Origin of the sequence: Streptomyces sp. NBC_00554 (assembly GCF_041431135.1) — a bacterium.
Lineage (GTDB): Bacteria > Actinomycetota > Actinomycetes > Streptomycetales > Streptomycetaceae > Streptomyces.
In genome coordinates this window covers 5,126,222-5,147,901 of record NZ_CP107799.1, presented here as the reverse complement: position 1 = coordinate 5,147,901, position 21,680 = coordinate 5,126,222, and the positions used below count along the sequence as shown (strand labels likewise).

General features: G+C 70.0%; 15 protein-coding genes and 1 pseudogene. 8 read left to right on the top strand and 8 right to left on the bottom strand.

From position 1 onward, the window contains the following. Nucleotides 1–4 precede the first annotated feature (4 nt). The 3 genes from OG266_RS22550 to OG266_RS22540 all read left to right on the top strand — a co-directional run bounded on the left by OG266_RS22550 (nt 5) and on the right by OG266_RS22540 (nt 2,081). On the top strand, nt 5–937 hold the full coding sequence (locus OG266_RS22550; RefSeq protein WP_371552904.1) for a MerR family transcriptional regulator: 933 nt from the start codon (nt 5–7) through the stop codon (nt 935–937). 122 nt (nt 938–1,059) lie between these two features. Further along, the gene (locus OG266_RS22545) at nt 1,060–1,608 is read left to right on the top strand and encodes an RNA 2'-phosphotransferase (RefSeq protein ID WP_326721985.1); all 549 of its coding nucleotides are present in this window, start codon (nt 1,060–1,062) and stop codon (nt 1,606–1,608) included. 14 nt (nt 1,609–1,622) lie between these two features. Further along, nucleotides 1,623–2,081: a hypothetical protein gene (locus tag OG266_RS22540; protein WP_371548054.1), complete on the top strand. Its 459-nt coding sequence runs from the start codon at nt 1,623–1,625 to the stop codon at nt 2,079–2,081. A 45-nt stretch (nt 2,082–2,126) separates the two neighbouring features. On the opposite strand, the gene OG266_RS22535 is transcribed toward OG266_RS22540, so the two are convergent. Both OG266_RS22535 and OG266_RS22530 read right to left on the bottom strand, forming a co-directional pair. Continuing rightward, complete coding sequence (locus tag OG266_RS22535) at nt 2,127–3,029, bottom strand: LLM class flavin-dependent oxidoreductase (RefSeq protein WP_329546667.1); 903 nt, start codon at nt 3,027–3,029, stop codon at nt 2,127–2,129. 148 nt (nt 3,030–3,177) lie between these two features. Then, complete coding sequence (locus tag OG266_RS22530; protein ID WP_371552902.1) at nt 3,178–5,553, bottom strand: endonuclease/exonuclease/phosphatase family protein; 2,376 nt, start codon at nt 5,551–5,553, stop codon at nt 3,178–3,180. A gap of 401 nt (nt 5,554–5,954) precedes the next feature. On the opposite strand from OG266_RS22530, the gene OG266_RS22525 reads away from it, so the two are divergent. Further along, nucleotides 5,955–6,845 (top strand): Cof-type HAD-IIB family hydrolase, encoded by an 891-nt coding sequence (locus tag OG266_RS22525; protein ID WP_266458573.1) that lies wholly within the window; start codon nt 5,955–5,957, stop codon nt 6,843–6,845. 32 nt (nt 6,846–6,877) lie between these two features. Here OG266_RS22525 and OG266_RS22520 read toward each other — a convergent pair whose 3' ends face one another. The 5 genes from OG266_RS22520 to OG266_RS22500 form a co-directional block, all read right to left on the bottom strand. Further along, on the bottom strand, nt 6,878–7,924 hold the full coding sequence (locus tag OG266_RS22520) for a peptidoglycan DD-metalloendopeptidase family protein (RefSeq protein ID WP_371548052.1): 1,047 nt from the start codon (nt 7,922–7,924) through the stop codon (nt 6,878–6,880). A gap of 230 nt (nt 7,925–8,154) precedes the next feature. Further along, the gene (locus OG266_RS22515; protein ID WP_371548050.1) at nt 8,155–9,846 is read right to left on the bottom strand and encodes a GAF domain-containing protein; all 1,692 of its coding nucleotides are present in this window, start codon (nt 9,844–9,846) and stop codon (nt 8,155–8,157) included. Between the two features lie 116 nt (nt 9,847–9,962). Next, the gene (cydD, locus tag OG266_RS22510) at nt 9,963–13,496 is read right to left on the bottom strand and encodes a thiol reductant ABC exporter subunit CydD (RefSeq protein ID WP_371548049.1); all 3,534 of its coding nucleotides are present in this window, start codon (nt 13,494–13,496) and stop codon (nt 9,963–9,965) included. Nucleotides 13,497–13,593: 97 nt separating this feature from the next. After that, on the bottom strand, nt 13,594–14,601 hold the full coding sequence (gene cydB / locus OG266_RS22505) for a cytochrome d ubiquinol oxidase subunit II (protein ID WP_266458561.1): 1,008 nt from the start codon (nt 14,599–14,601) through the stop codon (nt 13,594–13,596). A gap of 20 nt (nt 14,602–14,621) precedes the next feature. Further along, complete coding sequence (locus tag OG266_RS22500) at nt 14,622–16,139, bottom strand: cytochrome ubiquinol oxidase subunit I (protein WP_371548047.1); 1,518 nt, start codon at nt 16,137–16,139, stop codon at nt 14,622–14,624. A gap of 210 nt (nt 16,140–16,349) precedes the next feature. Between OG266_RS22500 and OG266_RS22495 the strand changes: the two are divergent. Further along, nucleotides 16,350–16,651, top strand: a pseudogene (locus tag OG266_RS22495) (cyclophilin-like family protein); the annotation flags it as partial. Nucleotides 16,652–16,672: 21 nt separating this feature from the next. Here OG266_RS22495 and hisC read toward each other — a convergent pair. Beyond that, on the bottom strand, nt 16,673–17,752 hold the full coding sequence (hisC, locus tag OG266_RS22490; protein ID WP_266458555.1) for a histidinol-phosphate transaminase: 1,080 nt from the start codon (nt 17,750–17,752) through the stop codon (nt 16,673–16,675). A 421-nt stretch (nt 17,753–18,173) separates the two neighbouring features. Here hisC and OG266_RS22485 point away from each other — a divergent pair, with 421 nt between their 5' ends. From OG266_RS22485 to OG266_RS22475, 3 genes are all read left to right on the top strand, one after another. Then, nucleotides 18,174–19,286 carry a LacI family DNA-binding transcriptional regulator gene (locus OG266_RS22485; protein ID WP_266458552.1) on the top strand — a complete coding sequence of 371 codons (1,113 nt, stop codon included), beginning with the start codon at nt 18,174–18,176 and terminating at the stop codon, nt 19,284–19,286. A 187-nt stretch (nt 19,287–19,473) separates the two neighbouring features. Then, entirely contained in the window at nt 19,474–20,550 is a 1,077-nt protein-coding gene (locus OG266_RS22480; RefSeq protein ID WP_371552900.1) for a metallophosphoesterase, read from the top strand. A 182-nt stretch (nt 20,551–20,732) separates the two neighbouring features. After that, on the top strand, nt 20,733–21,599 hold the full coding sequence (locus tag OG266_RS22475; RefSeq protein WP_266458549.1) for a hypothetical protein: 867 nt from the start codon (nt 20,733–20,735) through the stop codon (nt 21,597–21,599). Nucleotides 21,600–21,680: the final 81 nt, after the last annotated feature.

Below are 21,680 nucleotides of genomic sequence, written 5' to 3'. Positions count from 1 at the left end.
TCCGGTGGCCGGTCCCGCGTACCGGATAGAGGACCTGGCGCACCACAGCGGTGCCACGGTCCGGACCATCCGCGCCTATCAGGACCGCGGTCTGCTCCCCCGCCCCGAGCGGCGCGGCCGCGCCAACGTGTACGCGGACGCCCATCTGGCCCGGCTGCGGCAGATAGCCGACCTCCTGGACCGGGGCTACACGCTGGCCTCGATAAAGGAACTCCTGGAGGCCTGGGACGCGGGCCGGGGCCTGGGCGGGGTCCTCGGTCTGGTCGCGGAGGTCGACGGGCCGTGGACCGACGAGGAGGCCGTACGGATCACACGGGCCGAGCTGGACGAGAGGTTCGGCGGTCGCCCTGACGACGCGGCGGTCGCCGACGCGATCGAACTGGGCGTGCTGGAGCCCGTACCGGGGGACGCGAATCTCTTCCTGGTTCCGAGCCCTCAAGAGCTCGCTGTGGCAGTCGAGTTGTACGCGGCGGGGGTTCCGCTGTCCGCGATCTCAGGCCATCTGCGGGAGTTGAGGGGTCAGGTCGAGCACATCGCCTCCCGTTTCCTGGAGTTCACGACCGAGCACGTGTTCGCCCGCTATTTGGGGGAGCACCCTCCGACGGATGCGGAAGCGACCGAGGCGGCCTCACTCGTACGACGCCTGCGGCCGCTCGCGCAGCAGACGGTGGACGCCGAACTGGCCCGCGCCATGCGGCTGTTCGCCAACCGGCACCTGCGTCAGCACCTCGGGGCGGACAAGGTGCCGCAGCCCATGCCCGAGACACATCTCGTGGCACTCCCGGCCGCTACAACAGGGGCCGTGGAGAAGCTGGTTGGTGCCGGACAGGTCGCCGCCTTCATCACCGCGGCGGCCGAACGGGAGGTGCAGGCGCGCACCTTGGACCAGCTCGCGACAAACCACAACAAAGAGCCCATAGTTGACGAACTACCCTAAATGACTTGCGCGTTGTCCACAGAATCGCCAATTCCCCTGTGGATAACCGTACTTGGCTGTGGATCAAACCTCAGGACCAAAATCAAATGCGTGATCTCCATCCCGCCAGGCACCCTTGCGGGATGGACGAAAGACGCACCGTGAAGGTGTCGAAGTACCTCTCGAAGCACCTGCGGCACCAGCCCGAACGGATCGGGCTGACCCTCGGCGAGGGCGGCTGGGTCGAGATCGGGACGCTGATCGAAGCGGCGGCCGCGCACGGTTTCCGGTTCACGCGCGAGGAGCTCGATCACGTGGTGGCCACGAACGACAAGCGGCGCTTCGCGGTCGAGGGCACCCGGATCCGCGCCAGCCAGGGCCACTCCGTCGAGGTCGACCTCGCGCTGCCCGTGGCGACACCGCCCGCGTACCTCTTCCACGGGACGGTGGCCCGCAACCTGGACGCGATCCGCGCCGAGGGCCTCAAGCCCATGAACCGGCACGACGTGCACCTCTCGCCCGACCGCGAGACCGCCACCCGCGTCGGCGCCCGCCGCGGCCGGCCCGTCGTGCTCTCCGTGGACGCCGCCGCCATGGACCGCGACGGCCATGTCTTCCACGTCAGCGCGAACGGGGTGTGGCTCACCGGGGCCGTACCGCCGCAGTACATCCGGTTCCCGGCCCCGCACTGACATCGCCTTGATGGATGATCGGGACCATGGAGCAGCTCCCCAGCACCGAGGCCGCCGTCACCGCGCTCCGGGCGATCGCCGCCGAATACGCGCGTGAGATCGAGGTCACCCACGACATAGGCGCCGACCAGACGTCCCGCCGAAGCGCCGCGGGCGTCGGCGTGACCGCCGACCCGGACGGATCACTGCCGCACGAGGCCTTCGCGGAGTTCGGCGGACTGCCCCGGGTGAGCGTGCGGCTCTATCCGGAGGACGACGCGCTGATCACGGTCGAGGGCGTCGAATTCGCCGACGTCCCGCGCGACGACGTGCCCGCCTTCCTGCGCTCCCTCTTCGGCGGCCTCGCACACGTCAAGGCGCGCCGGTTCCCGCCCGGCTACCGGCTCATCGTGCCGCTGCCCGGCGACCGGACGTACAAGGAACACCTACTGATGATCCACCTCAGCCCCTGGCTGAGCGGCCGCGTACGCTGACCACCCGCTCCGGCCCCGAGCGGCACGCAATGAATCTTGTGCTCGTCAGCCCAGCTGAGCGAGCCCCTCGGTGGCGATGCGTTCGAAGACCGTTTCGTCGGCTGCGAAGTCCGAGTCCGGGATGGGCCAGTGGAGGACGATCTCGGTGATCCCCAGGGCGGCGTGGCTGCCCGCGAAGTCGACGAAGGCGTCGACGGACTCCAGCGGGCGCTGCCGGTCCGGGGTGAAGCCGGTGAGCAGGATCTTCTCCATGGCGTCGGCGTCGCGTCCGATGTCGGCGCATGCCTTGCCGAGCTTGTCCGCCTGGTCCTGGATCGCCCTGCGGGACTCTTCGGGCGTGCCCGTTTCGTACAGCTTCGGGTCTCCGGTCGTCACCCACGCCTGCCCGTAGCGGGCGGCGAGCCTCATGCCACGCGGCCCGGTGGCGGCCACCGCGAAGGGCAGCCGGGGTCGCTGGACGCAGCCGGGGATGTTGCGGGCCTCGTGCGCCGAGTAGAAGTCGCCGCCGTACGAGACGGAGTCCTCGGTGAGGAGGCGGTCGAGCAGCGGTACGAACTCGCCGAGACGGTCGGCGCGCTCGCGCGGGGTCCAGGGCTCCTGGCCGAGCGCCGTGGCGTCGAAGCCGGTGCCGCCCGCGCCGATGCCCAGGGTGATCCGGCCGTCCGAGATGTCGTCGAGGGAGATCAGGTCCTTGGCGAGGGTCACCGGGTGGCGGAAGTTGGGCGAGGTGACGAGAGTGCCCAAGCGCATCCGCTGAGTCACCGACGCGGCGGCGGTCAGGGTCGGGACGGCGCCGAACCAGGGCCCGTCGCGGAAGGTCCGCCAGGACAGGTGGTCGTAGGTGTAGGCGGTGTGGAAGCCGAGTTCCTCTGCGCGCTGCCATGGGGCACGGCCGCCATCGTTCCAGCGGCGGTACGGCAGGATCACGGTGCTCAGACGCAGACTCATGACTCAGAGCCTACGGCGATGCCGTCGGCGCCCCGGACCGCAGCGGGGCGGAAACGGCTCTCGCCGTGCCGCCCCCGGATGGCGGGGCGGCACGGCGAGAGGCCTGTACGGGAAGTCCAGTACCGGAAAGATCAGTACGGGAGAGAGATCACCGTTTCCCGCACTTATTGATGTCGATACGGACGATCTGCGGGTCGTGGTCGCTCGCCTGGTCGCTGAACTCGGCGTTGATGTGCACCACGTCGTAGTCGAACGCGGTGACGGCCGGGCTGGTCAGGATGTGGTCCAGGGTCTGCGAATTGCCGTCGTACACGTAGGTGTAGCGCTCGGCGGCGGGGAGCGTCGTGATCAGGGGCGTGAGCACCCGGCCGGCGGTGAGCGTGGTCACCGTCTGCGAGAACTCGTAGTCGTTCAGGTCGCCGAGCACGACGACCTTGGCGCTCCTGTCGGCGGCGAGCAGGCTCTTGACGAAGGTGTTGACCTCGGCGGCCTGGGCGTTCCGCTGCGTTTCCGAGCTGCGGGCGGGCGGCTGGTAGCGGCTGTGCAGCGACTGGTCGCCGCCCTTGGACGTGAAGTGGTTGGCGATCACGAAGACCTGCTCGCCCTGGAAGGTGAACTCGCCCACCAGCGGCTTGCGGCTGTTCGCCCACGCGTCGTTGCCCGGGTCGATCCGGCCCGGCGAGTAGGTGAGCTGCGCGCCCTTGCGGGTCTTCACGACGCTGGTCGCGGTGGTGGCGTCGCCGCCCGCACGGTCGGTGAAGGAGACCCGCTTGGCGTTGAAGAGGAAGACCTGGCGAATGTTGCCGCCGGGCTCGCCGCCGTCCTGGTTGTTCTCGGGCGCGACATAGCGCCAGGAGTACCGGGGGCCGCCCGCCGCGACGATCGCGTCGGTGAACCGGGTCAGCGTCGCCTCGCTGGTGACGGTGGCGTCGTTCGTGGCCCCGGTGTCGTCCTGGATCTCCTCCAGGGCGACGATGTCCGGGGACTTCAGACTGACCGCGACACCGGCGGCCAGCCGGTCGAACTTCTCCTGGGAGTCGAGCGCGTCCAGGTTCTCCACGTTGTACGTGGCGACCGCGAGCTCCTTGTTCTTCTGCTTGCGCGTCACCTCGGGCTTGAGCCCGTTGACGGTGAGCGTGCCGAGCTGGGTGGCCTGGAGGGCGTAGCCGCCGTAGGTGGTGTAGTCGAGCGGGCCGGCCGTGGTGCCCGAGAGCACGTCACCGACGTTCGCCACCGGGAACGTGGCGGTGTCGTCGATGGACATCACCTCGATACGGCCGGTGTTCTGCTGGTCGTACGAGGAGTAGAGCGTGCCGCCGCGCGAGGTCGGGTTCTCCTCGGGCTTGACCGTCACCCACAGCTCGTCATACTCGTCCGTCGCACCGGTCACACGTGTGTCGGTGGCCGCGACCCGCATGCCCTCGAGGGACTCGTAGAAGTCCAGTGCGTACACGGCCGGTTCGAGGGCGAGGGCCTCGATGCTGCCGCCGTCCGCGGTGGGCGCGTAGGCGTCCGGAACGGTGGTGGCGTCCAGGGTGACGGTCTCCGGCAGCGCGTTGCCGCTGGAGAGCACCTTGGTGGTGGGCCCTGTGATCTCGGTGACCGACTGGCTGCCGCTGCTGGGGTAGTACTCGCTGACCTTGCCGGTGGTCAGGACGCTGTCGCCGACCTTCACGGCCGGAGTCGCCGAGCCGGTGTAGACGAAGACGCCCTCGCTGGTGCGGGCGTCGGCATCGGGCGTCGGGTCCTGGAGCCAGTAGCCCTTCGAGCCGGAGGTACGCACCCCGGTGACAATGCCCGGTACCCGGGTGACCGTCTGCCCGGCGAGCGGGGACAGCCGAGTGGTCCCCTGGATGTCGTGGACCCGGACCGTGCCGGGCTCGGTCGAGCCGTCGTCTCCGCCACCGCCGCCGTCGCCGGAACCGGCCGTCTCACCGGCCGAGTTGAACGGGGAGGGCGCGCCCGTGGTGAGGTCGGCGGCGTTGTCGTCGGTGTCCGCCAGGGACTCGGCCCGCGAGACGGAGGCGGTGTTGGACGCACCGGCCGCCGGGCCGCTGCCCTCCCGTACGACCGCGCTGCCGTAGCCCACCAGGTCGACGATCCGGGTGTCGGCCGCACAGTCCGCGGCGGTCTTGCAGGTGAGCGCCGTGGTGCCGGAGACCAGGGCGATCGTTCCGGTGGTCGCGCTCATCGCGGTGGTACCGGTCGCATCGGGGGTGGGCAGCGCCACCGTCCCACCGGTGCCCGCCGCCTCGGCTATCAGGAAGCGTCCTCCGGCGGCGACCGAGCCGGTGAGCGCGGTCACTCCCCACTGGGAGGACGCGGACGGCGAACCGGGCAGGTACTGCACGCTGTAGCCCGACAGGTCCTGCGACGCCGAGCCGGCGTTGCCGAGTTCGATGAAGTCCCTGGTGAGCGTCGCGCCCGAGTTGCCCCCACCGCCGTACACCTCGGCGACCACCAAGGTTGCGGAAGGCGTCGCGAAGGCGGCGGGGATCGCCGTCAGGACGAACGCCCCGGCCACTCCCGTCGAGATGAGGGGATAGGCGGCACGGCTCCAACGGGGTCTGCTGCGTGGCGTTTTGGACACGCTGACTGCCTCCTTGTACGTCTTGCTACGTCTTGAACGTCAACGCGCCACCGGCGGGCGGCACATGGTGTGGCTGCTGTGGGGAGTTGGCTCAAGTTACGCGCGTAGACAGGGCGCGCCAAGGTGTCGTGCGTTAAATCTGGGAAACGAGTGGGCCACGCGGGGGTATTCGCCCTCGGCGCGGGGTCGGTCCGAGGTCGGCGCGGACCGAGGCTCAAGGTTCCTTCGAAGACCGACCGCAGGTGGAGACCGGCGCCGCGAAAGCGGGGCGTAACTGCACTGGTGAGGACGGTAATCACTCAGATGTGCGGCCCGCCGCCCGCCCGTGCACGCATATGCGGGAGAATGGCCGGGTGACCTCAGCGACTCGACGGCCCGAGACCCCGGCCTCCATGGTTCCGCCCCGGCTGATCGCCACCGATCTCGACGGCACTCTGCTGCGCGACGACAAGTCGGTGTCCGAGCGCACGGTCGCCGCCCTCGCCGCCGCCGAGCAGGCCGGCATCGAGGTCTTCTTCGTCACCGGCCGCCCGGCCCGCTGGATGGACGTCGTCAGCGACCATGTCCACGGGCACGGCCTGGCGATCTGCGGCAACGGCGCCGCCGTGGTCGACCTGCACGGCGGCCCCGGCGCCCACCGCTTCGTCAAGATCCGCGAGCTTGCGCCCGATGTCGCCCTCGACGTCATCCAGCTGCTCCGGGCCACCGCCCCCGGCACAGTGGTCGCCGTTGAGCGCACGTACGGACTCCACCTCGAACCGGCGTACCCGTCCATGCACATGGAGCCCCCGGAGATCATCGCGCCCGCCGAGAAGCTCCTCGCCGAGGACGCCCTCGACGCCGATCAGCCGGTGCTCAAGGTGCTCGCGTACCACCCCGACATGGACCCGGACGACTTTCTCACCGTCGCCCGCCTGGCCATCGGCGACCGGGCCGGCGTCACCCGCTCCAGCCCCAGCGCCCTCCTGGAGATCAGCGGCCCGGGCGTCTCCAAGGCGAGCACGCTCGCGCTGTGCTGCGCCGAGCGCGGTATCTCCCACGAGGAGGTCATCGCCTTCGGTGACATGCCGAACGACGTCGAGATGCTCACCTGGGCGGGCCGCTCCTACGCGATGGGCAACGCCCACCCCGCCGTGATCGCCGCGGCCTCCGGGCGCACGGTCGCCAACAACGAGGACGGGGTTGCGGTGGTGATCGAGCAGATCATCGCCGAGCTGCCGGGGTAGCAGTTCCCGCCGACCACGCCCTTCCCTCGGAACTACAGCTGAACCCCGTGCTCAGCCAGCCACGGCACCGGGTCGATCCCCGAACCCAGTTCCGGCGTGACCCGCACCTCGAAGTGGAGGTGCGGCCCGGTCGAGTTGCCGGTCGTGCCCGACTGCCCGATCCACTGTCCGGCCGCGACCTGCTCCCCCTGGTCGACGGTGACGGCGGCGAGGTGCGCGTACTGCGTGTAGTAGCCGCCCGGGTGCTGGACCAGGATCTCGATGCCGAAGGCGCCACCGCACGACACCTTCACCACCCGGCCCGCCCCGACCGACCGCACCGGCGTGCCGATCGGCACCGCGAAGTCCTGCCCGGTGTGCCGGCTCGCCCAGCGCTCGCCGCCGCTGCCGAAACTCGCGGAGAGTTCGTACGTCTCCACCGGAGCGACCCACGCGCGCGTGGCGTCCGTTTCCGGCTGGTCGAGCCGGACGGCTCCACGGCAGGAGCCCGCCATGACCGAGGCGTCCGCCTGGCCCTGGAGTACCGACCGTGCCTCGTCCAGCTTCGCCTGGATGGTCCGCTTCATCTCGGCGAGTTCACCGTTGCGCTGCTCCAGCGCCTGCCACTCCGCCTGTGCCTTCGCCTCGTCGCTTGCGAGTCTGGCCTCCGCCCGGCGGCTCTTGCTGACGGCGTTGTTGACTGCGAGATCCGCCTGCCACACGGCACGCTGACCTCGCATCAGCTCCTCGGGGCTGTCCGCGAGGAGCAGCTGCGCGGTGTACGGCAGGCCACCGCCCTGGCGGTACTGGGTGCGCGCGATCCGGCCGAGGTCCTCGTGCAGCACCGCGATGTCCTGCCGTTCCCGCGCGAGCAGTTCCTCGGCCCGCTGCGCCCTCGCTCGCTGCGCCTCCGCTTCCTGCTGTCCCGCCTCGTACTGCCGCGCCGCCACGGAGGCGTCCTCGTACAGCCGCGCCACCTGGGCGCTGATACCGGGCTCGGTCCCGGACTCGCCCTCGGCCGCGGTGGGCCGGGCCGCGAGAACCGCGACGGCGCACAGCAGAGCCGGCACGAGCAGGGGATGGCGGCGAGGTGAGCGCATGACAGCGATCGTGTCCCGTACCTGCGGCCCCGGTCCTGTTCAAGGCGTACGCCTGGGGGAACGGGCTCCACGGATGGCCCCGCCGACTGGGCCGAACAGGGGCCTGGCTTGGGCGTGTTGCCCCGAGGGGGCGTGAAGTGTGCTTGGGGGAGGCGGCGGTGCGACTCGGCCAAGCCGTGGCGTGCGCTCGGCGAGCCCCGCAATGTGCTCAGCAAAGGCGCCGAGCGCCGTCAGTACGGCGCCTGCCAAACCACCGTCGTACCGCCTCCGTCCGCCCCGTCCGCCGCCCCCGACCCGTACCAGCTGTCGCCGCCCAGGGACTCGGCGCGCCGCTCGAGGTTCCGCAGGCCGCTGCGTCGGCCGCCGTCGGGGATGCCGACTCCGTCGTCGGTGACGGTCAGCCGTACGCCCTGCCGCCCGTCCGGCAGGGTCACGGTCGCGTCGACGACGACATCGATACGGGAGGCTCCGGCGTGCCGGAAGGCGTTGGAGAGGGCCTCGCGCAGGGCGGCGATGAGGTTCTTGCCGGTGAGTTCCCCGACCACGGTGTCGACGGGTCCGACGAAGCGGTGGGCGGGCTTGAAGCCGATGGGTACGGCGGCCATGTTGATCTCCCGCAGCACCCGGGTGCGCAGTTCTGACGGCGCTTCCGTGGGGTCCTGCTGGAGCGCGAAGATGGCGGTGCGGATCTCCTGGATGGTCACGTCGAGTGCGTCGACCGCCTTGCCGACACCCTCCCGGACCTCGGGCACGACGGACCGCCGCTGGGCGCTCTCCAGCATCATCCCGGTGGCGAAGAGCCGTTGGATCACGAGGTCGTGCAGGTCACGGGCGATCCGGTCGCGGTCCTCATACACCGCGAGCCGCTCCCGGTCGCGCTGCGCCTCGGCCATCATCAGCGCGAGCGCGGCCTGCGCGGCGAACTGTGCGGCCAGCGTCCGCTCCGTCTCCGTGAACGGGCGGGCGCCCTTGGCGCGAGGCGTGACGAGGCTCCCGAGGACACGGCCGTCGCTCTGCAGGGGAAGCAGCATCGTCGGCCCGTACGCGTGGGCGAAGTCGCTGACCATACGCGGATCGGTGGCCGCGTCCTCGACGAACACGGCCTCCCCGTCGAGGAGTTCGGCGACGACCTCGTTCTCCGGCGGAAAGACCATTCCCAGCGTCTTCGCGGGGCGCTCCGAGGCGACGGCGACTACCTCGAGACCGCCCTCGGCGCCCGGCAGCAGCACCACCCCGGCAGCCGAACCGGAGAGCCTGCGGGCCTGTTCGGCGACGACCTGGAGGGCGTCCTCGGCGTCACCGCCCGATAGGAGTGCGGTCGTGACGGCCACCGAGCCGTCGATCCAGCGCTCGCGCTGCTGGGCCGCCTCGTACAGACGGGCGTTGCCGATGGCGATGCCCGCCTCCGTGGCCAGCACGCGGACCATGTTCAGGTCGTAGTCGTTGAACTGTCCGCCGCCACGCTTCTCGCCAAGGTACAGATTCCCGAAGATCTCGCCCTGCACCCGGATCGGGACCCCCAGGAAGCTCCCCATCTGCGGATGGTGCTCCGGGAAACCGCACGAGCGCGGATCATCCGCCGGGTTCGCGAGCCGCACCGGCTCCGGGTCGTGGATGAGCGCACCGAGCAGCCCCCTGTGCCCGTCGGGCAGCCGCCCGATGAGTCCGGCGGTCTCCTCCTCGACCCCGTAGAACACGAAGTCCACGAGCCCGTCCCCGTCCTCCGCTGCGACCCCGATCGCCGCGTACCGCGCGTCCGCCAGCTCGGCCGCCGTCTCGCAGATCCGAACCAGCGTCGAGTGCAGCTCCAGCCCGGCCCCGACCGACCGCACAGCCTCCAGCAACTGCGGCACCCGCACGGCCAGCTCGGCGGACAGCCCCTGCTCGGGCGCGGGCTCGGGCGAGGCGAGGTCTGCTGACATGCCTTGAGCGTAGTTAGTCCCATTTGTCATGGAAAGTCGACTTGAAGGGGCGGGTCGGATCGCCGGTGCGGATATCCGGTGCCGGGCGGCCGACAGAGCCGCGAGGCACGGCACGGTCAGTGAGCCACCGCACCGACCAGCAGATCCCCCGCCGCCTCCCGGTCCACCATCTCCCGCAGCGGACCCTCGACAGCCGCCAGTTCCGCGTACGGCCCCCGCTGGGCCACCCGGCCCTCCGCCAGCACGATCACCTCGTCCACCGCTTCCAGCCCGGCCAGGCGGTGGGTGATCAGCAGTGTCGTACGGCCCTCGGTCGCGGCCACCAGATCGGCGGTGAGCGCGTCGGCCGTCGGCAGGTCGAGGTGTTCCGCGGGCTCGTCGAGGACGAGAACGGGGAAATCGGCGAGCAGCGCGCGGGCGAGCGCGAGACGCTGACGCTGGCCCCCGGACAGCCGGGCCCCGTGCTCTCCGATGAGCGTGTCGAGCCCGTCGGGCAGCCCGTCGGCCCAGTCGAGGAGCCGGGCCCGCCCGAGCGCGTCCCGCAGTTCGACCTCCGTCGCGTCCTTCCGGGCCAGCAGCAGGTTCTCGCGAACCGAGCTGTCGAAGAGGTGCGCGTCCTGGGCACAGAGCCCGACCATCCGGCGTACGGCGTCCCCGTCCATCTCGTACGCGTCCACACCGCCCAGCGTGTACGACCCCGTCCCCGCGTCCAGGAACCGCAGCAGCACCTGCGCGAGCGTGGTCTTTCCGGCCCCTGAGGAACCCACGACAGCTACCCTGCGCCCCTGTTCGAGGGTCAGATCGAACCCGGCGAGCGCGTCGCGGTCCTGTCCGGTGTGACGGGCGCCCAGTTCCTTGAGCACCAGGGGGAACGCGGACGCGGGTGCCTGTGCCGGGTCCTCCGGTTCGCGTACGGGATCGGGGGCGTCCAGCACCTCGTACACCCGCTCCGCGCTCTTGCGCACCCGCTGCCTGTGCTGGACGGCGAGCGGCAGCCCGAGGACGGCCTCGAGAGCGGCCAGCGGGGTGAGGACGACGACGGCCATCGCCACGCCGCTCAGTCGCCCGGTGGCGACGGCCTGGGCGCCCACGAGGGCGGCGGCCGCCACGGTCAGCCCGGACACCAGCGCCGTGAGCCCGTCGCCGAGCGCGGTCGCGGTGGCGGCCCGGGAGGCGATACGGGTGAGCACCGAGTCGGCCCGCCGCGTCTCGGCGGTACGGGCGGGCAGCGCACCCGCGACCGTCAACTCGGCCGTTCCCGTGAGTAGATCGGCCACCCGTGTCGCCAGGACGCCGCGCGCCGGTGCGAGCCGTCGCTCCGCACGACGCGCCACGGCGCCGGTCACCAGCGGCACGCCGGCCCCGGCCGCCAGCAGCCCCACGGCGAGAACGGCACCGGCCTCGGGCAGCAGCCAGGCGGTGAAGCCGACGGAGCCGGCGGACACGAGAACCGCGGCACCGACGGGCAGCAGCCACCGCAGCCAGTAGTCCTGCACCGCGTCCACGTCGGCGACGAGCCGCGACAGCAGATCACCGCGCCGGGTCGTCCGCAGCCCCGCGGGCGCCAGCCGCTCAAGGCGCCGGTACACGGCGACCCGGGTGTCGGCCAGCATCCGCAGCACCGCGTCGTGCGACACGAGCCGCTCCGTGTACCGGAACACGGCCCGCCCGATCCCGAACGCCCGGGTGGCCGTCACGGCCACCATCAGATACATCACCGGCGGCTGCTGAGAGGCCCGCGAGATGAGCCACCCGGAAGTGGCCATCAACCCGACGGCACTCCCGAGCGCCAGACTGCCCAGCAGGAGCGCGAGGACGAGCGACCCACGCCGGGGGACAGCCATGGCACGGACACAAGCGAGCACGCCCCCACGCCCTCGCCGGGACAGGTGCGACTCCTCCCCGGCTGCCGCGGGCGCACTCGCCGCCTCAACCGCCCAGAACTCCGGCGCGCCTCCGGCGTGCACGGAAGCGGACGCCGGCACAGGCACCCTGGACGCCGGAACTGCCGCGCCAGGCGCCCCCGGCTCCAGCCGCACCACCCGATCCGCCACCCCCAGCAACGCCGGCCGGTGCACCACCAACAGCACCGTCCGCCCGACAGCGAGCCGCCGCACCGCCTCCACGACCTCGGTCTCCGTCGCCCCGTCAAGCGCGGCCGTCGGCTCGTCGAGGAGCAGCACCGGGCGGTCCGCGAGGAACGCCCGGGCCAGGGCGAGGCGTTGGCGCTGGCCGGCCGACAGCCCGGCACCGTCCTCGCCGAGCACCGTGTCGAACCCGTCGGGCAGCGCGTCGACGAATCCGGCGGCGCCCGCGTCGGCCAGCGCCCGCCGCACCGCCGCATCGTCCGCGTCGGGCCGCGCCAGCCGTACGTTCTCGGCGATGGACTGCGCGTACAGGTGGGGCCGCTGCGGCACCCAGGCGACCCGCGAGCGCCAGTCCGTCAGGTCGACCTCGGAGAGATCGACTCCCCCGATCCGCACCCGCCCCCCGACGGGCTCCACGAATCCCAGCAGTACGTTCAGCAGCGTCGACTTGCCCACACCGCTCGGCCCGACAAGCGCCACCGTCTCACCGGACCCGACCGTGAAGGAGACGTCCGAGACCGCATCCCCGGAGCGCCCCGGGTACCGCACGGTCACGCCCTCGAAGGCGATCCCGCCCTCCGGCGCGGGGAGCGAGCCGGTGGCGGCCACCGGGGTCTCCAGCACGGAGAAGATCTCCTCCGCCGCCGAAAGCCCCTCGGCGGCGGCGTGGTACTGCGCCCCGACCTGCCGCAGCGGCAGATACGCCTCAGGCGCGAGAACGAGGATGACGAGCCCCACGTACAGGTCCATCTCGCCATGGACGAGCCGCATCCCGATGGTCACCGCGACCAGTGCGACGGAGATCGTGGCGAGCAGTTCCAGCGCGAAGGACGACAGGAAGGCGATCCGCAGCGTCCGCATGGTCGCCTGCCGGTACTCGCCGGTGATCTTCCGGATCGACTCGGCCTGCGCCTTGGCCCGTCCGAACACCTTGAGCGTGGGCAGTCCCGCGACGACGTCCAGGAAGTGCCCCGAAAGCCGGGACAGCAGCCGCCACTGACGGTCCATCTGGCTCCGGGTGGCCCAGCCGATCAGCACCATGAAGACGGGGATCAGAGGAAGCGTGCCGGCGATGATGGCCGCCGACACCCAGTCCTCGGTGACGATCCGCGCGAGCACCGCCACGGGGACCACCACCGCGAGCCCCAACTGCGGCAGATAGCGCGAGAAGTAGTCGTCGAGCGCGTCAACTCCCCGTGTGGCGAGGGCGACCAGCGAGCCCGTCCGCTGCCCACTCAGCCAGCCGGGACCGAGCAGCGCAGCCCGCTCCAGCAGCCGCCCCCGCAACTCCGACTTGACCGCCGCGCTCGCCCGGTGAGCGGCGAGCTCGGTGAGCCAGGAGATGACCGCCCGACCCACCGCGACCAGTACCAACAAGCCCAGCGGTGTGCGGAGTTCAGCGACCGAGTGGCCGTGCTGAAAGGCGCCGACCACCACTTCGGCGATGAGCATCGCCTGGGCAATGACCAGCGCCGCCCCGGCGACCCCCAGACCGACAACCGCCGCGAGAAAGAAGCGAGTGGCGCGGGCGTACCGAAGCAGACGCGGGTCGATTGGTTTCACGTGAAACACACCCTTGGGTCATCAGGCATGTTTCACGTGAAACATGCCGTTAGTCGGACTCGGCACGCTCAGCCGGACTCAGCGCGCTTCGGAGGACTCAGTGCGCGGCATCCGCGGCGATGTGCTGCGTACCGATCCGCTTGCGGAACACCCAGTACGTCCACGACTGGTAGAGCAGGACGATCGGCGTGGCGATCCCCGCACACCAGGTCATGATCCTCAGGGTGTACGGGCTCGACGACGCGTTGGTGACCGTCAGGCTCCACTCGTCATTGAGCGAGGACGGCATGACGTTCGGGAAGAGCGACAGGAAGAGCATCGCGACGGCCGCCACGATGGTGAGCCCCGACAGCATGAACGCCCAGCCCTCACGCCCCGCCCTGACCGCCACCAGAGCGACGACGAGCGAGGCCACCGCCACGATCACCGCGACCAGGGACTTGCCGTCGCCGTTGTCGACCTGGGTCCAGATCAGGAAGACAACAGCCAACACGGCCGTCACCAGACCGAGTTGCAGCGCCAGCTTCCGTGCCCGCGCCCGGATGTCTCCGACGGTCTTGAGCCCGACGAACACCGTCCCGTGGAAGGTGAACAGCGTCAGTGTGACCAGGCCGCCGAGGATCGCGTACGGGTTGAGCAGATCCCAGAAGTTGCCCACGTACTCGAAGTGCTGGTCGATCTTCACGCCGCGCACGATGTTGCCGAAGGCCACGCCCCACATGAACGCGGGGATCAGCGAGGTCCAGAAGATCGCGTTCTCCCAGTTGCGCTGCCAGTTCTCCTCGGGCCGCTTCACCCGGTACTCGAAGGCGACACCGCGCACGATCAGGCAGACCAGGATGAGCAGCAGCGGCATGTAGAAGCCCGAGAAGAGCGTGGCGTACCACTCGGGGAAGGCGGCGAAGGTCGCGCCGCCTGCGGAGAGCAGCCACACCTCGTTGCCGTCCCAGACGGGTCCGATGGTGTTGATGAGGACCCGCTTCTCGGTGCGGTCGCGGGCCAGCAGCTTGGTGAGGATGCCGACCCCGAAGTCGAAGCCCTCCAGGAAGAAGTAGCCGGTCCAGAGGACCGCGATGAGGACGAACCAGACGTCGTGGAGTTCCATGACTCAGCAGCTCCCTGGGCCTAGTAGGAGAAGGCCATCGGCTTGTCGGCGTCACTGGAGTCGCCGCCGATCTTCGTGGGCGGGTTGAGGTCGGCTTCGGTGAGCTCGGGCGGTCCGGCCTTGACGTACTTGACCATCAGCTTCACCTCGACGACCGCGAGGATCGCGTAGATCAGGGTGAACACGATCAGCGAGGTCAGCACCTCGCCCTGCGAGACTCCCGGCGAGACCGCGTCCTTGGTCTTCAACAGGCCGTACACCACCCAGGGCTGACGTCCCGTCTCGGTGAAGATCCAGCCCCAGGAGATACCGATGATCGGGAAGATCAGCGTCCACTGGGACAGTCGCCACCACCAGACGCCCAGCTTCGGCGTCAGCTCCATGCGCTTGGTGAGCATGAGCTTCGGCACGTCCTCGTCCCCGGTGCGGTGTTCCGCCGCCAGCCAGAACTTCCGCCGGGTCAGCCAGAGGCCGACGGTGCACAGGGCCATCGAGACCCCGCCGAAGCCGATCATCCAGCGGTACGCCCAGTAGGCGGTGGGGATGTTGGGGCGGTAGTCGCCGGGCCCGTACTTCTCCTGCTCGGCCTTGTTGAGGTCGTTGATGCCGGGGATCCTGGCGTTGAAGTCGTTCTTGGCGAGGAAGGACAGCAGCCCCGGGATCTCTATGGCGACCGTGTTGTGGCCCTCGGCGACATCGCCGTACGCGAAGAGCGAGAAGGGCGCGGGCTGTTCGGCGTCCCACAGCGCTTCGGCGGCCGACATCTTCATCGGCTGCTGCTCGTACATCACCTTGCCGAGGGTGTCGGCGCTGACGACGGTGAGGATCGTGCCGACGAGCGCGGTGATCAACCCAAGCCGCAGCGACATCCGCATGGTGCGGATGTGCTGCTTCTTGCGGAGATGGAAGATGGCGATGCCGGTCATGAAGGCGCCGCCGACCAGGATGGAAGCGCTGATGACGTGCCAGAAGTTGACGAGCGCCGTCTCCTGGAAGAGCACCTTGGGGAAGTCGGTGAGTTCGGCCCGCGTGCTGCCGTCGGCCTTCTTCACGATCCGGTAGCCGACCGGATGCTGCATGAAGGAGTTGGCCGCCATGATGAAGTACGCCGACAGGATCGTGCCGATCGAGACCATCCAGATGCAGGCGAGGTGGATCTTCTTCGGCAGCTTGTCCCAGCCGAAGATCCACAGCCCGATGAAGGTGGACTCGAAGAAGAAGGCGATCAGGGCCTCGAAGGCGAGCGGGGCGCCGAAGACGTCACCGACGAAGCGCGAGTAGTCGGACCAGTTCATGCCGAACTGGAACTCCTGCACGATGCCGGTCACGACACCCATGGCGATATTGATCAGAAACAGCTTTCCCCAGAACTTGGTCGCCCTGAGGTAGTGCTCCTTGCCTGTTCGCACCCAGGCGGTCTCCAGGATCGCCGTGAGTGCGGCGAGCGAGATCGTCAGGGGGACGAAGAGGAAGTGGTAGACGGTGGTAATACCGAACTGCCATCGCGCCAGAGTCTCCGGCGCCAGAGCCAATTCCACGTCGTCAGTCTCCTTACATCGCCGTGGTACAGCGGCAGTTTGCCCCCTTTGTCGCGTACATCATGGGAGCAACCGGGACACGCTTGTGAACGCGTTCACATTCACAAGCAAGTATGCCGCATGGCCGTTCGAGGGTTGACAGGTGGGGGTGCCTAAGCGTGGATCCGCTGGTCACGGACGCATTGTCGACAAGAAGAGGCCGGTTCGAACCAGGCCCTCGCCAAGGCACTGCCGCTCACCTCCACAGCCCGCACCTGGGGCAAGGAGGTCTACTTCGACACCGGCGTCTCCGTCGCCCGCGAGGCCGGCGCCCAACAGGTCGTAGAACCCGGCACGGTGGCCTTCTGGACCGACGGAGACGCCCTCGCGCTCCCCTACGAGCGCACGCCGATGTCGCGGGGCACCGAATGCCGCCTCGCGAGCCCTGCAACATCCTGGGCCGCGTCGACGGCGACCCCCGCACGCTCGCCACCGTGCGCGACGGCGACCCCGTACGCGTAGAACTCCTGGAGGGCCAAGAACCGCCCGGGGCCCTAGAGCTCCTTGCGGAACGCCTCCGTCGCCTTGAGGAAGATGTCGTTCGCCTCGTTCTCGCCGATCGTCACCCGGACCCCCTCGCCGGCGAAGGGCCGCACGACGACCCCGGCCTGCTCACAGGCGGCGGCGAAGTCGAGCGTGCGCTCCCCCAGCCGCAGCCACACGAAGTTGGCCTGCGTCTCGGGCACCGTCCAGCCCTGTCCGCGCAGCGTCTCGAGCACCCGCACCCGCTCGGACACCAGCGAGCCGACCCGGCCGAGCAGTTCGTCCTCGGCGCGCAGCGAGGCGACCGCGGCGTCCTGCGCGAGCTGGCTCACGCCGAAAGGCACCGCCGTCTTGCGGAGCGCCGCAGCCACCGGCTCATGGGCGATCGCGAAACCGACCCGCAGACCCGCGAGGCCGTACGCCTTGGAGAAGGTGCGCAGCACGCAGACGTTGGGCCGCTCGCGGTAGATCGCGACGCCGTCCGGCACCTCGGCGTCGCGGATGAACTCGCGGTACGCCTCGTCCAGGACCACCAGCACATCACCGGGCACCCGGTCGAGGAACCGCTCCAGCTCGGCCCGGCGCACCACGGTCCCCGTCGGGTTGTTGGGGTTGCAGACGAAGATCAGCCGGGTCCGGTCGGTGATCGCGTCCGCCATCGCGTCCAGGTCGTGCACCTCGCCCGGCGTCAGCGGCACCTGCACCGAGGTCGCCCCGCTGACCTGCGCGATGATCGGATACGCCTCGAAGGACCGCCAGGCATAGATGATCTCGTCGCCGGGGCCGCTGGTGGCCTGCACGAGCTGCTGCGCGACCCCGACGGAGCCGGTGCCGGTGGCCAGGTCCGAGAGCGGCACTCCGAAGCGGTCCGACAGTTCGTTCATCAGCCCCGTGCACGCCATGTCGGGGTAGCGGTTGAAGGATCCACTCGCGGCGGCCACGCTCTCCAGCACACCGGGCAGCGGCGGATACGGGTTCTCGTTGGAGGACAGCTTGTACGCCACCGCACCACCGGGCGCGGCAGGCTTGCCGGGCTTGTAGGTGGGGATACCCTCCAGCTCGGCACGCAGCTTGGGGCTCGTCTCGCTCACCGCAGTCCTCCTCGCGACCACCGCCGGCTCATGACCACCACCGGCTACCAATGCTTCTCACCTTATGAGGATTCGTCGCCACTGCGAATGGCCTGTGGACAACCACCTCGCCGCCGTGAACGACCTTGGTGATCATCCCGTACGAAGGTGTACGAAACGGGGGGCGCGCTGCTGTTCCCGCTGCGCGCCGGTGGCTCACGCCGTAGCGCGCATCCCTCGTGAAGGTGAGTTGAGACCTCTTCGAAACATGGCCCTCTTGGCAGGCCCATGCGCGCCGACAAGTCACGTCCTGCCATTGGATCGTTCAACTACCTTCCTTTCCAAGGCAGTTGACCCATTTCGACCATGCAGAAACGTGCCTGTCAACGAGTGCATATGCGTCCGCACTACCCCACCGCATGAGCCCTACTATCGGCTCGCCATGACAGCAGCAGGGAAGCACCAGGTGAGCCGGGCGGAGACAACCCGCCGCGGCGGTCGGCCGGGCCGGGCGGGCATCAGAGATGTGGCCGCAGCCGCCGGAGTGTCCATCACGACCGTCTCCGACGCCCTCAACGGCAAGGGCCGGCTCCCGGACGCCACCCGACGCCATGTCCGCGAGGTCGCCGACCGGCTGGGCTACCGCCCGTCGGCCGCGGCCCGAACCCTCCGTACCGGCAAGTCGGGCCTCATCGGCCTGACCGTGACGACGTACGGGGATGAACCTTTCACCTTCACCGAGTTCGCGTACTTCGCGGAGATGGCCAGAGCCGCCACGTCGGCCGCGCTGGCCCGGGGCTACGCCCTGGTCATCCTCCCCGCGACCTCGCGGCACGACGTGTGGTCCAACGTCGCCCTGGACGGAACCGTGGTCATCGACCCGTCCGACCACGACCCGGTCGTCAGCGAGCTGGTCCGCCAGGGCTTACCGGTCGTCTCCGACGGCCGCCCGGCCGGCTCACTGCCGGTCACCGCCTGGGTGGACAACGACCACGAGGCCGCGGTCCTGGGCATCCTCGACCACCTGGCCGACGCCGGCGCCCGCCGGATCGGCCTCCTCACCGGCACCACCACCGACACCTACACCCACCTCTCCACCACCGCTTACCTGCGCTGGTGCGAGCGAGTGGGCCAGGATCCGGTGTACGAGGCCTACCCGGCGCACGATCCGTGCGCGGGAGCCGTCGCCGCCGACCGGCTGCTCGCGCGGCCCGACCGCCCCGACGCCGTCTACGGGCTCTTCGACCCGAACGGCACCGACCTGCTGGCCGCCGCCAGACGCTACGGCCTGCGCGTACCGGACGACCTGCTCCTCGTCTGCTGCAGCGAGTCCACCGTCTACGCGAACACCGAGCCGCCGATCACCACGCTCTCCCTCAAACCGCGCCGAATCGGCACAGCGGTGGTCCAGCTCCTCATCGACGCGATCGAGGGGGTCGAATCGGACCAACCGGTCGAGCAGGTGATACCGACCGAGCTGATCGTGCGGACCTCCTCCGAACGCCGTCCGCCGCGTACGACGGTGAGTCCGCCCCGATCACCCGAGAAAGGTTGACGCCCGGTAAAGAAAGGGCGGGGAAAGCCCCGCCCAATTCGGGCAAAAACCCCGGTGAACTGGGCTCCTGCCCCGATTCACCACCCCTGGGTCATCACATGGCGCGATCCGCATTCCTATGATGGGCCCACGACACCGCGGGCCGCTGCGACCAGGCAGTCCGATCCGGTGCAGATGCGGCGCGATGGTGGTGGAGGGGTCGATGACTCAGGGGGCCGGTCAGGGACCCGAGCTGGCGCGGGCGGCGACGCTGCGCGACTTCCGGGTGCCCGCGTACGTCCACGAGACCGGTCCGTACGCACAGAACACGCCACCCGACGAGGGTGCGGGGCCCGTCGAGGAGCCCGAGGGCTACACGCCCACGCGACGTGACCTGCCGGTCATCAACCGGGGTGACACGGTTCAGATCGCCGTTGACCCCGCCGCTCCGGAGACCACCGACGGACCGGGGCCGCTGTACGTCGTAGGCGATGTGCACGGCTACCTCGACCAGCTCGTCGCCGCGCTCCAGGAGCAGGGCCTCATCGACTCCGCGGGCAACTGGTCCGCCGGGACCGCGCGCCTGTGGTTCCTCGGCGACTTCACCGACCGCGGCCCGGACGGCATCGGCGTGATCGACCTGGTGATGCGGCTGTCCGCCGAGGCGGCCGCGGCCGGCGGCTACTGCAAGGCGCTCATGGGCAACCACGAGCTGCTGCTGCTCGGCGCCAAGCGCTTCGGCGACACCCCCGTCAACTCCGGCGCGGGCACCGCCACCTTCCAGGCCGCCTGGCTGCTCAACGGCGGCCAGAAGACCGACATGGACCGTCTCCAGGACCATCATCTGCAGTGGATGGCCCGCCTGGACGCCATGGAGCTGGTCGACGGACACCTCCTGGTGCACTCCGACACCACCGCCTACCTCGACTACGGCGACTCGATCGAGGCGCTCAACGACACCATCCGCGAAACCCTCACCCGCAATGACGCGGACGAGTGCTGGGACCTGTTCCGCAAGTTCACCAAGCGCTTCGCCTTCCGCGACGACGGCGGCGCCGAGGCCGTGCGTTCCCTCCTTGACGCATACGGCGGCACGCGCATCGTCCATGGCCACAGCCCCATCCCGTACCTGCTCGGCGAAGTGGGCTCGGAGGACGGCGAAGACAGTACGGGCCCCATCGTCGAAGGTCCGCATCTCTACGCCGACGGACTGGCCATCGCGATGGACGGCGGCGTGACCATGGCCGGAAAACTGCTGGTCCAGCAACTGCCATTGGATAACTGAGGGTTCAACGGGCAGGCGTCCCCCCACGGAGGACTGCGCTGGCCAGGGGGCAATTTCTGGAAACCCCCTGTCACGGCGTGCCGTCACCGCTCTACCATCGGACTATCCGTAGCAGGCTCCCCTCCGTTTCTGCCCAACGGCTCGTCAGCGTGCGAGCCATCAGCCCTACGGAGCATCGGGGGATGCAGATGAACAGCGTTCCGCAGCACCTGCTGAGCGAGGACCGCCAGGAATACGAGCGGATCCTCGATGAGGCGCTGCGCTCCGCACCACACCGCCCGGAACTCGCCGCTGTCGGCCAGCGGCTCAACCCGGAACAACTGCGCACCATGGCACTCAACGCCACCGCGCTCATCACGGCGGCCGCGACGGCCGAGTACCAGCACTACGTGAAGGTCCGTGAGGAACTGCGCCATCCGGCGCCGACCACCCCGCCCGTTCGCGAGGAGGCCGGCTCCGCGGAGCCGGGCTCGAGCGCGATGGGGCTCGCCGCCACCGTGGGGGAGGTCACCGAGACAGCCGGAGCGGGCGCCATCGCCGTCGTCGCGGTGCTCGCCCCCGTCCTCGCCGGCACAGCCGCGGCGATCTTCCTGCTCGTGGGGTACATCCTGAAGATGCTCGACCCCGAGCCGGCGTTCGCCAAGACCCTCCTGACCACCGGGTGGGTCTTCGGCGCGGTCACGGCGGTCGCGATTCTGGTCGCCGCGGTCGGACTGCTTCTCACGGCACTGCGCAACGGCTCGTCCTCGCTCCAGGCCGGAGCGCGCGGCGAGCTCGACGAACAGGTCGCCCGGGCCAGGGAAGCCTGGCGCGATGCCCTGCTGGCGCGCGGCATCCTGCCGTTCCTCAGGGAGGCACTCGCGGATCCGGGCGCGGCGGCAATGGGCCGTACGTCGCCCACGCCGATCAGCCGCATGCCGCAACTCGGCTACAACCGGCCGGGGTTCAGCAGCCCCGACGGCGGCCCGGCGGCAGGCCCACGGCCCAGCTACTCCAGCCCGGACTTCTCGAGCCCGGACTTCGGAGGGCCTGAACACCAGCCGGAGTGACCCCGGTACGCCGACATCCGGGGACGGTCGCGTGACGGAGAACCGGGCCCGCGCCGCACCGGCGCGGGCCCGGCCCTGGCC

Coding starts and splice junctions, on each gene's coding strand:
- OG266_RS22545 (WP_326721985.1), top strand. CDS start 1,060: ATGGACGAAAGACGCACCGTGAAGGTGTCGAAGTACCTCTCGAAGCAC.
- OG266_RS22540 (WP_371548054.1), top strand. CDS start 1,623: ATGATCGGGACCATGGAGCAGCTCCCCAGCACCGAGGCCGCCGTCACC.
- OG266_RS22535 (WP_329546667.1), bottom strand. CDS start 3,029: ATGAGTCTGCGTCTGAGCACCGTGATCCTGCCGTACCGCCGCTGGAAC.
- OG266_RS22525 (WP_266458573.1), top strand. CDS start 5,955: ATGCGGGAGAATGGCCGGGTGACCTCAGCGACTCGACGGCCCGAGACC.
- OG266_RS22520 (WP_371548052.1), bottom strand. CDS start 7,924: ATGCGCTCACCTCGCCGCCATCCCCTGCTCGTGCCGGCTCTGCTGTGC.
- OG266_RS22515 (WP_371548050.1), bottom strand. CDS start 9,846: ATGTCAGCAGACCTCGCCTCGCCCGAGCCCGCGCCCGAGCAGGGGCTG.
- cydB (WP_266458561.1), bottom strand. CDS start 14,601: ATGGAACTCCACGACGTCTGGTTCGTCCTCATCGCGGTCCTCTGGACC.
- OG266_RS22485 (WP_266458552.1), top strand. CDS start 18,174: ATGACAGCAGCAGGGAAGCACCAGGTGAGCCGGGCGGAGACAACCCGC.
- OG266_RS22475 (WP_266458549.1), top strand. CDS start 20,733: ATGCAGATGAACAGCGTTCCGCAGCACCTGCTGAGCGAGGACCGCCAG.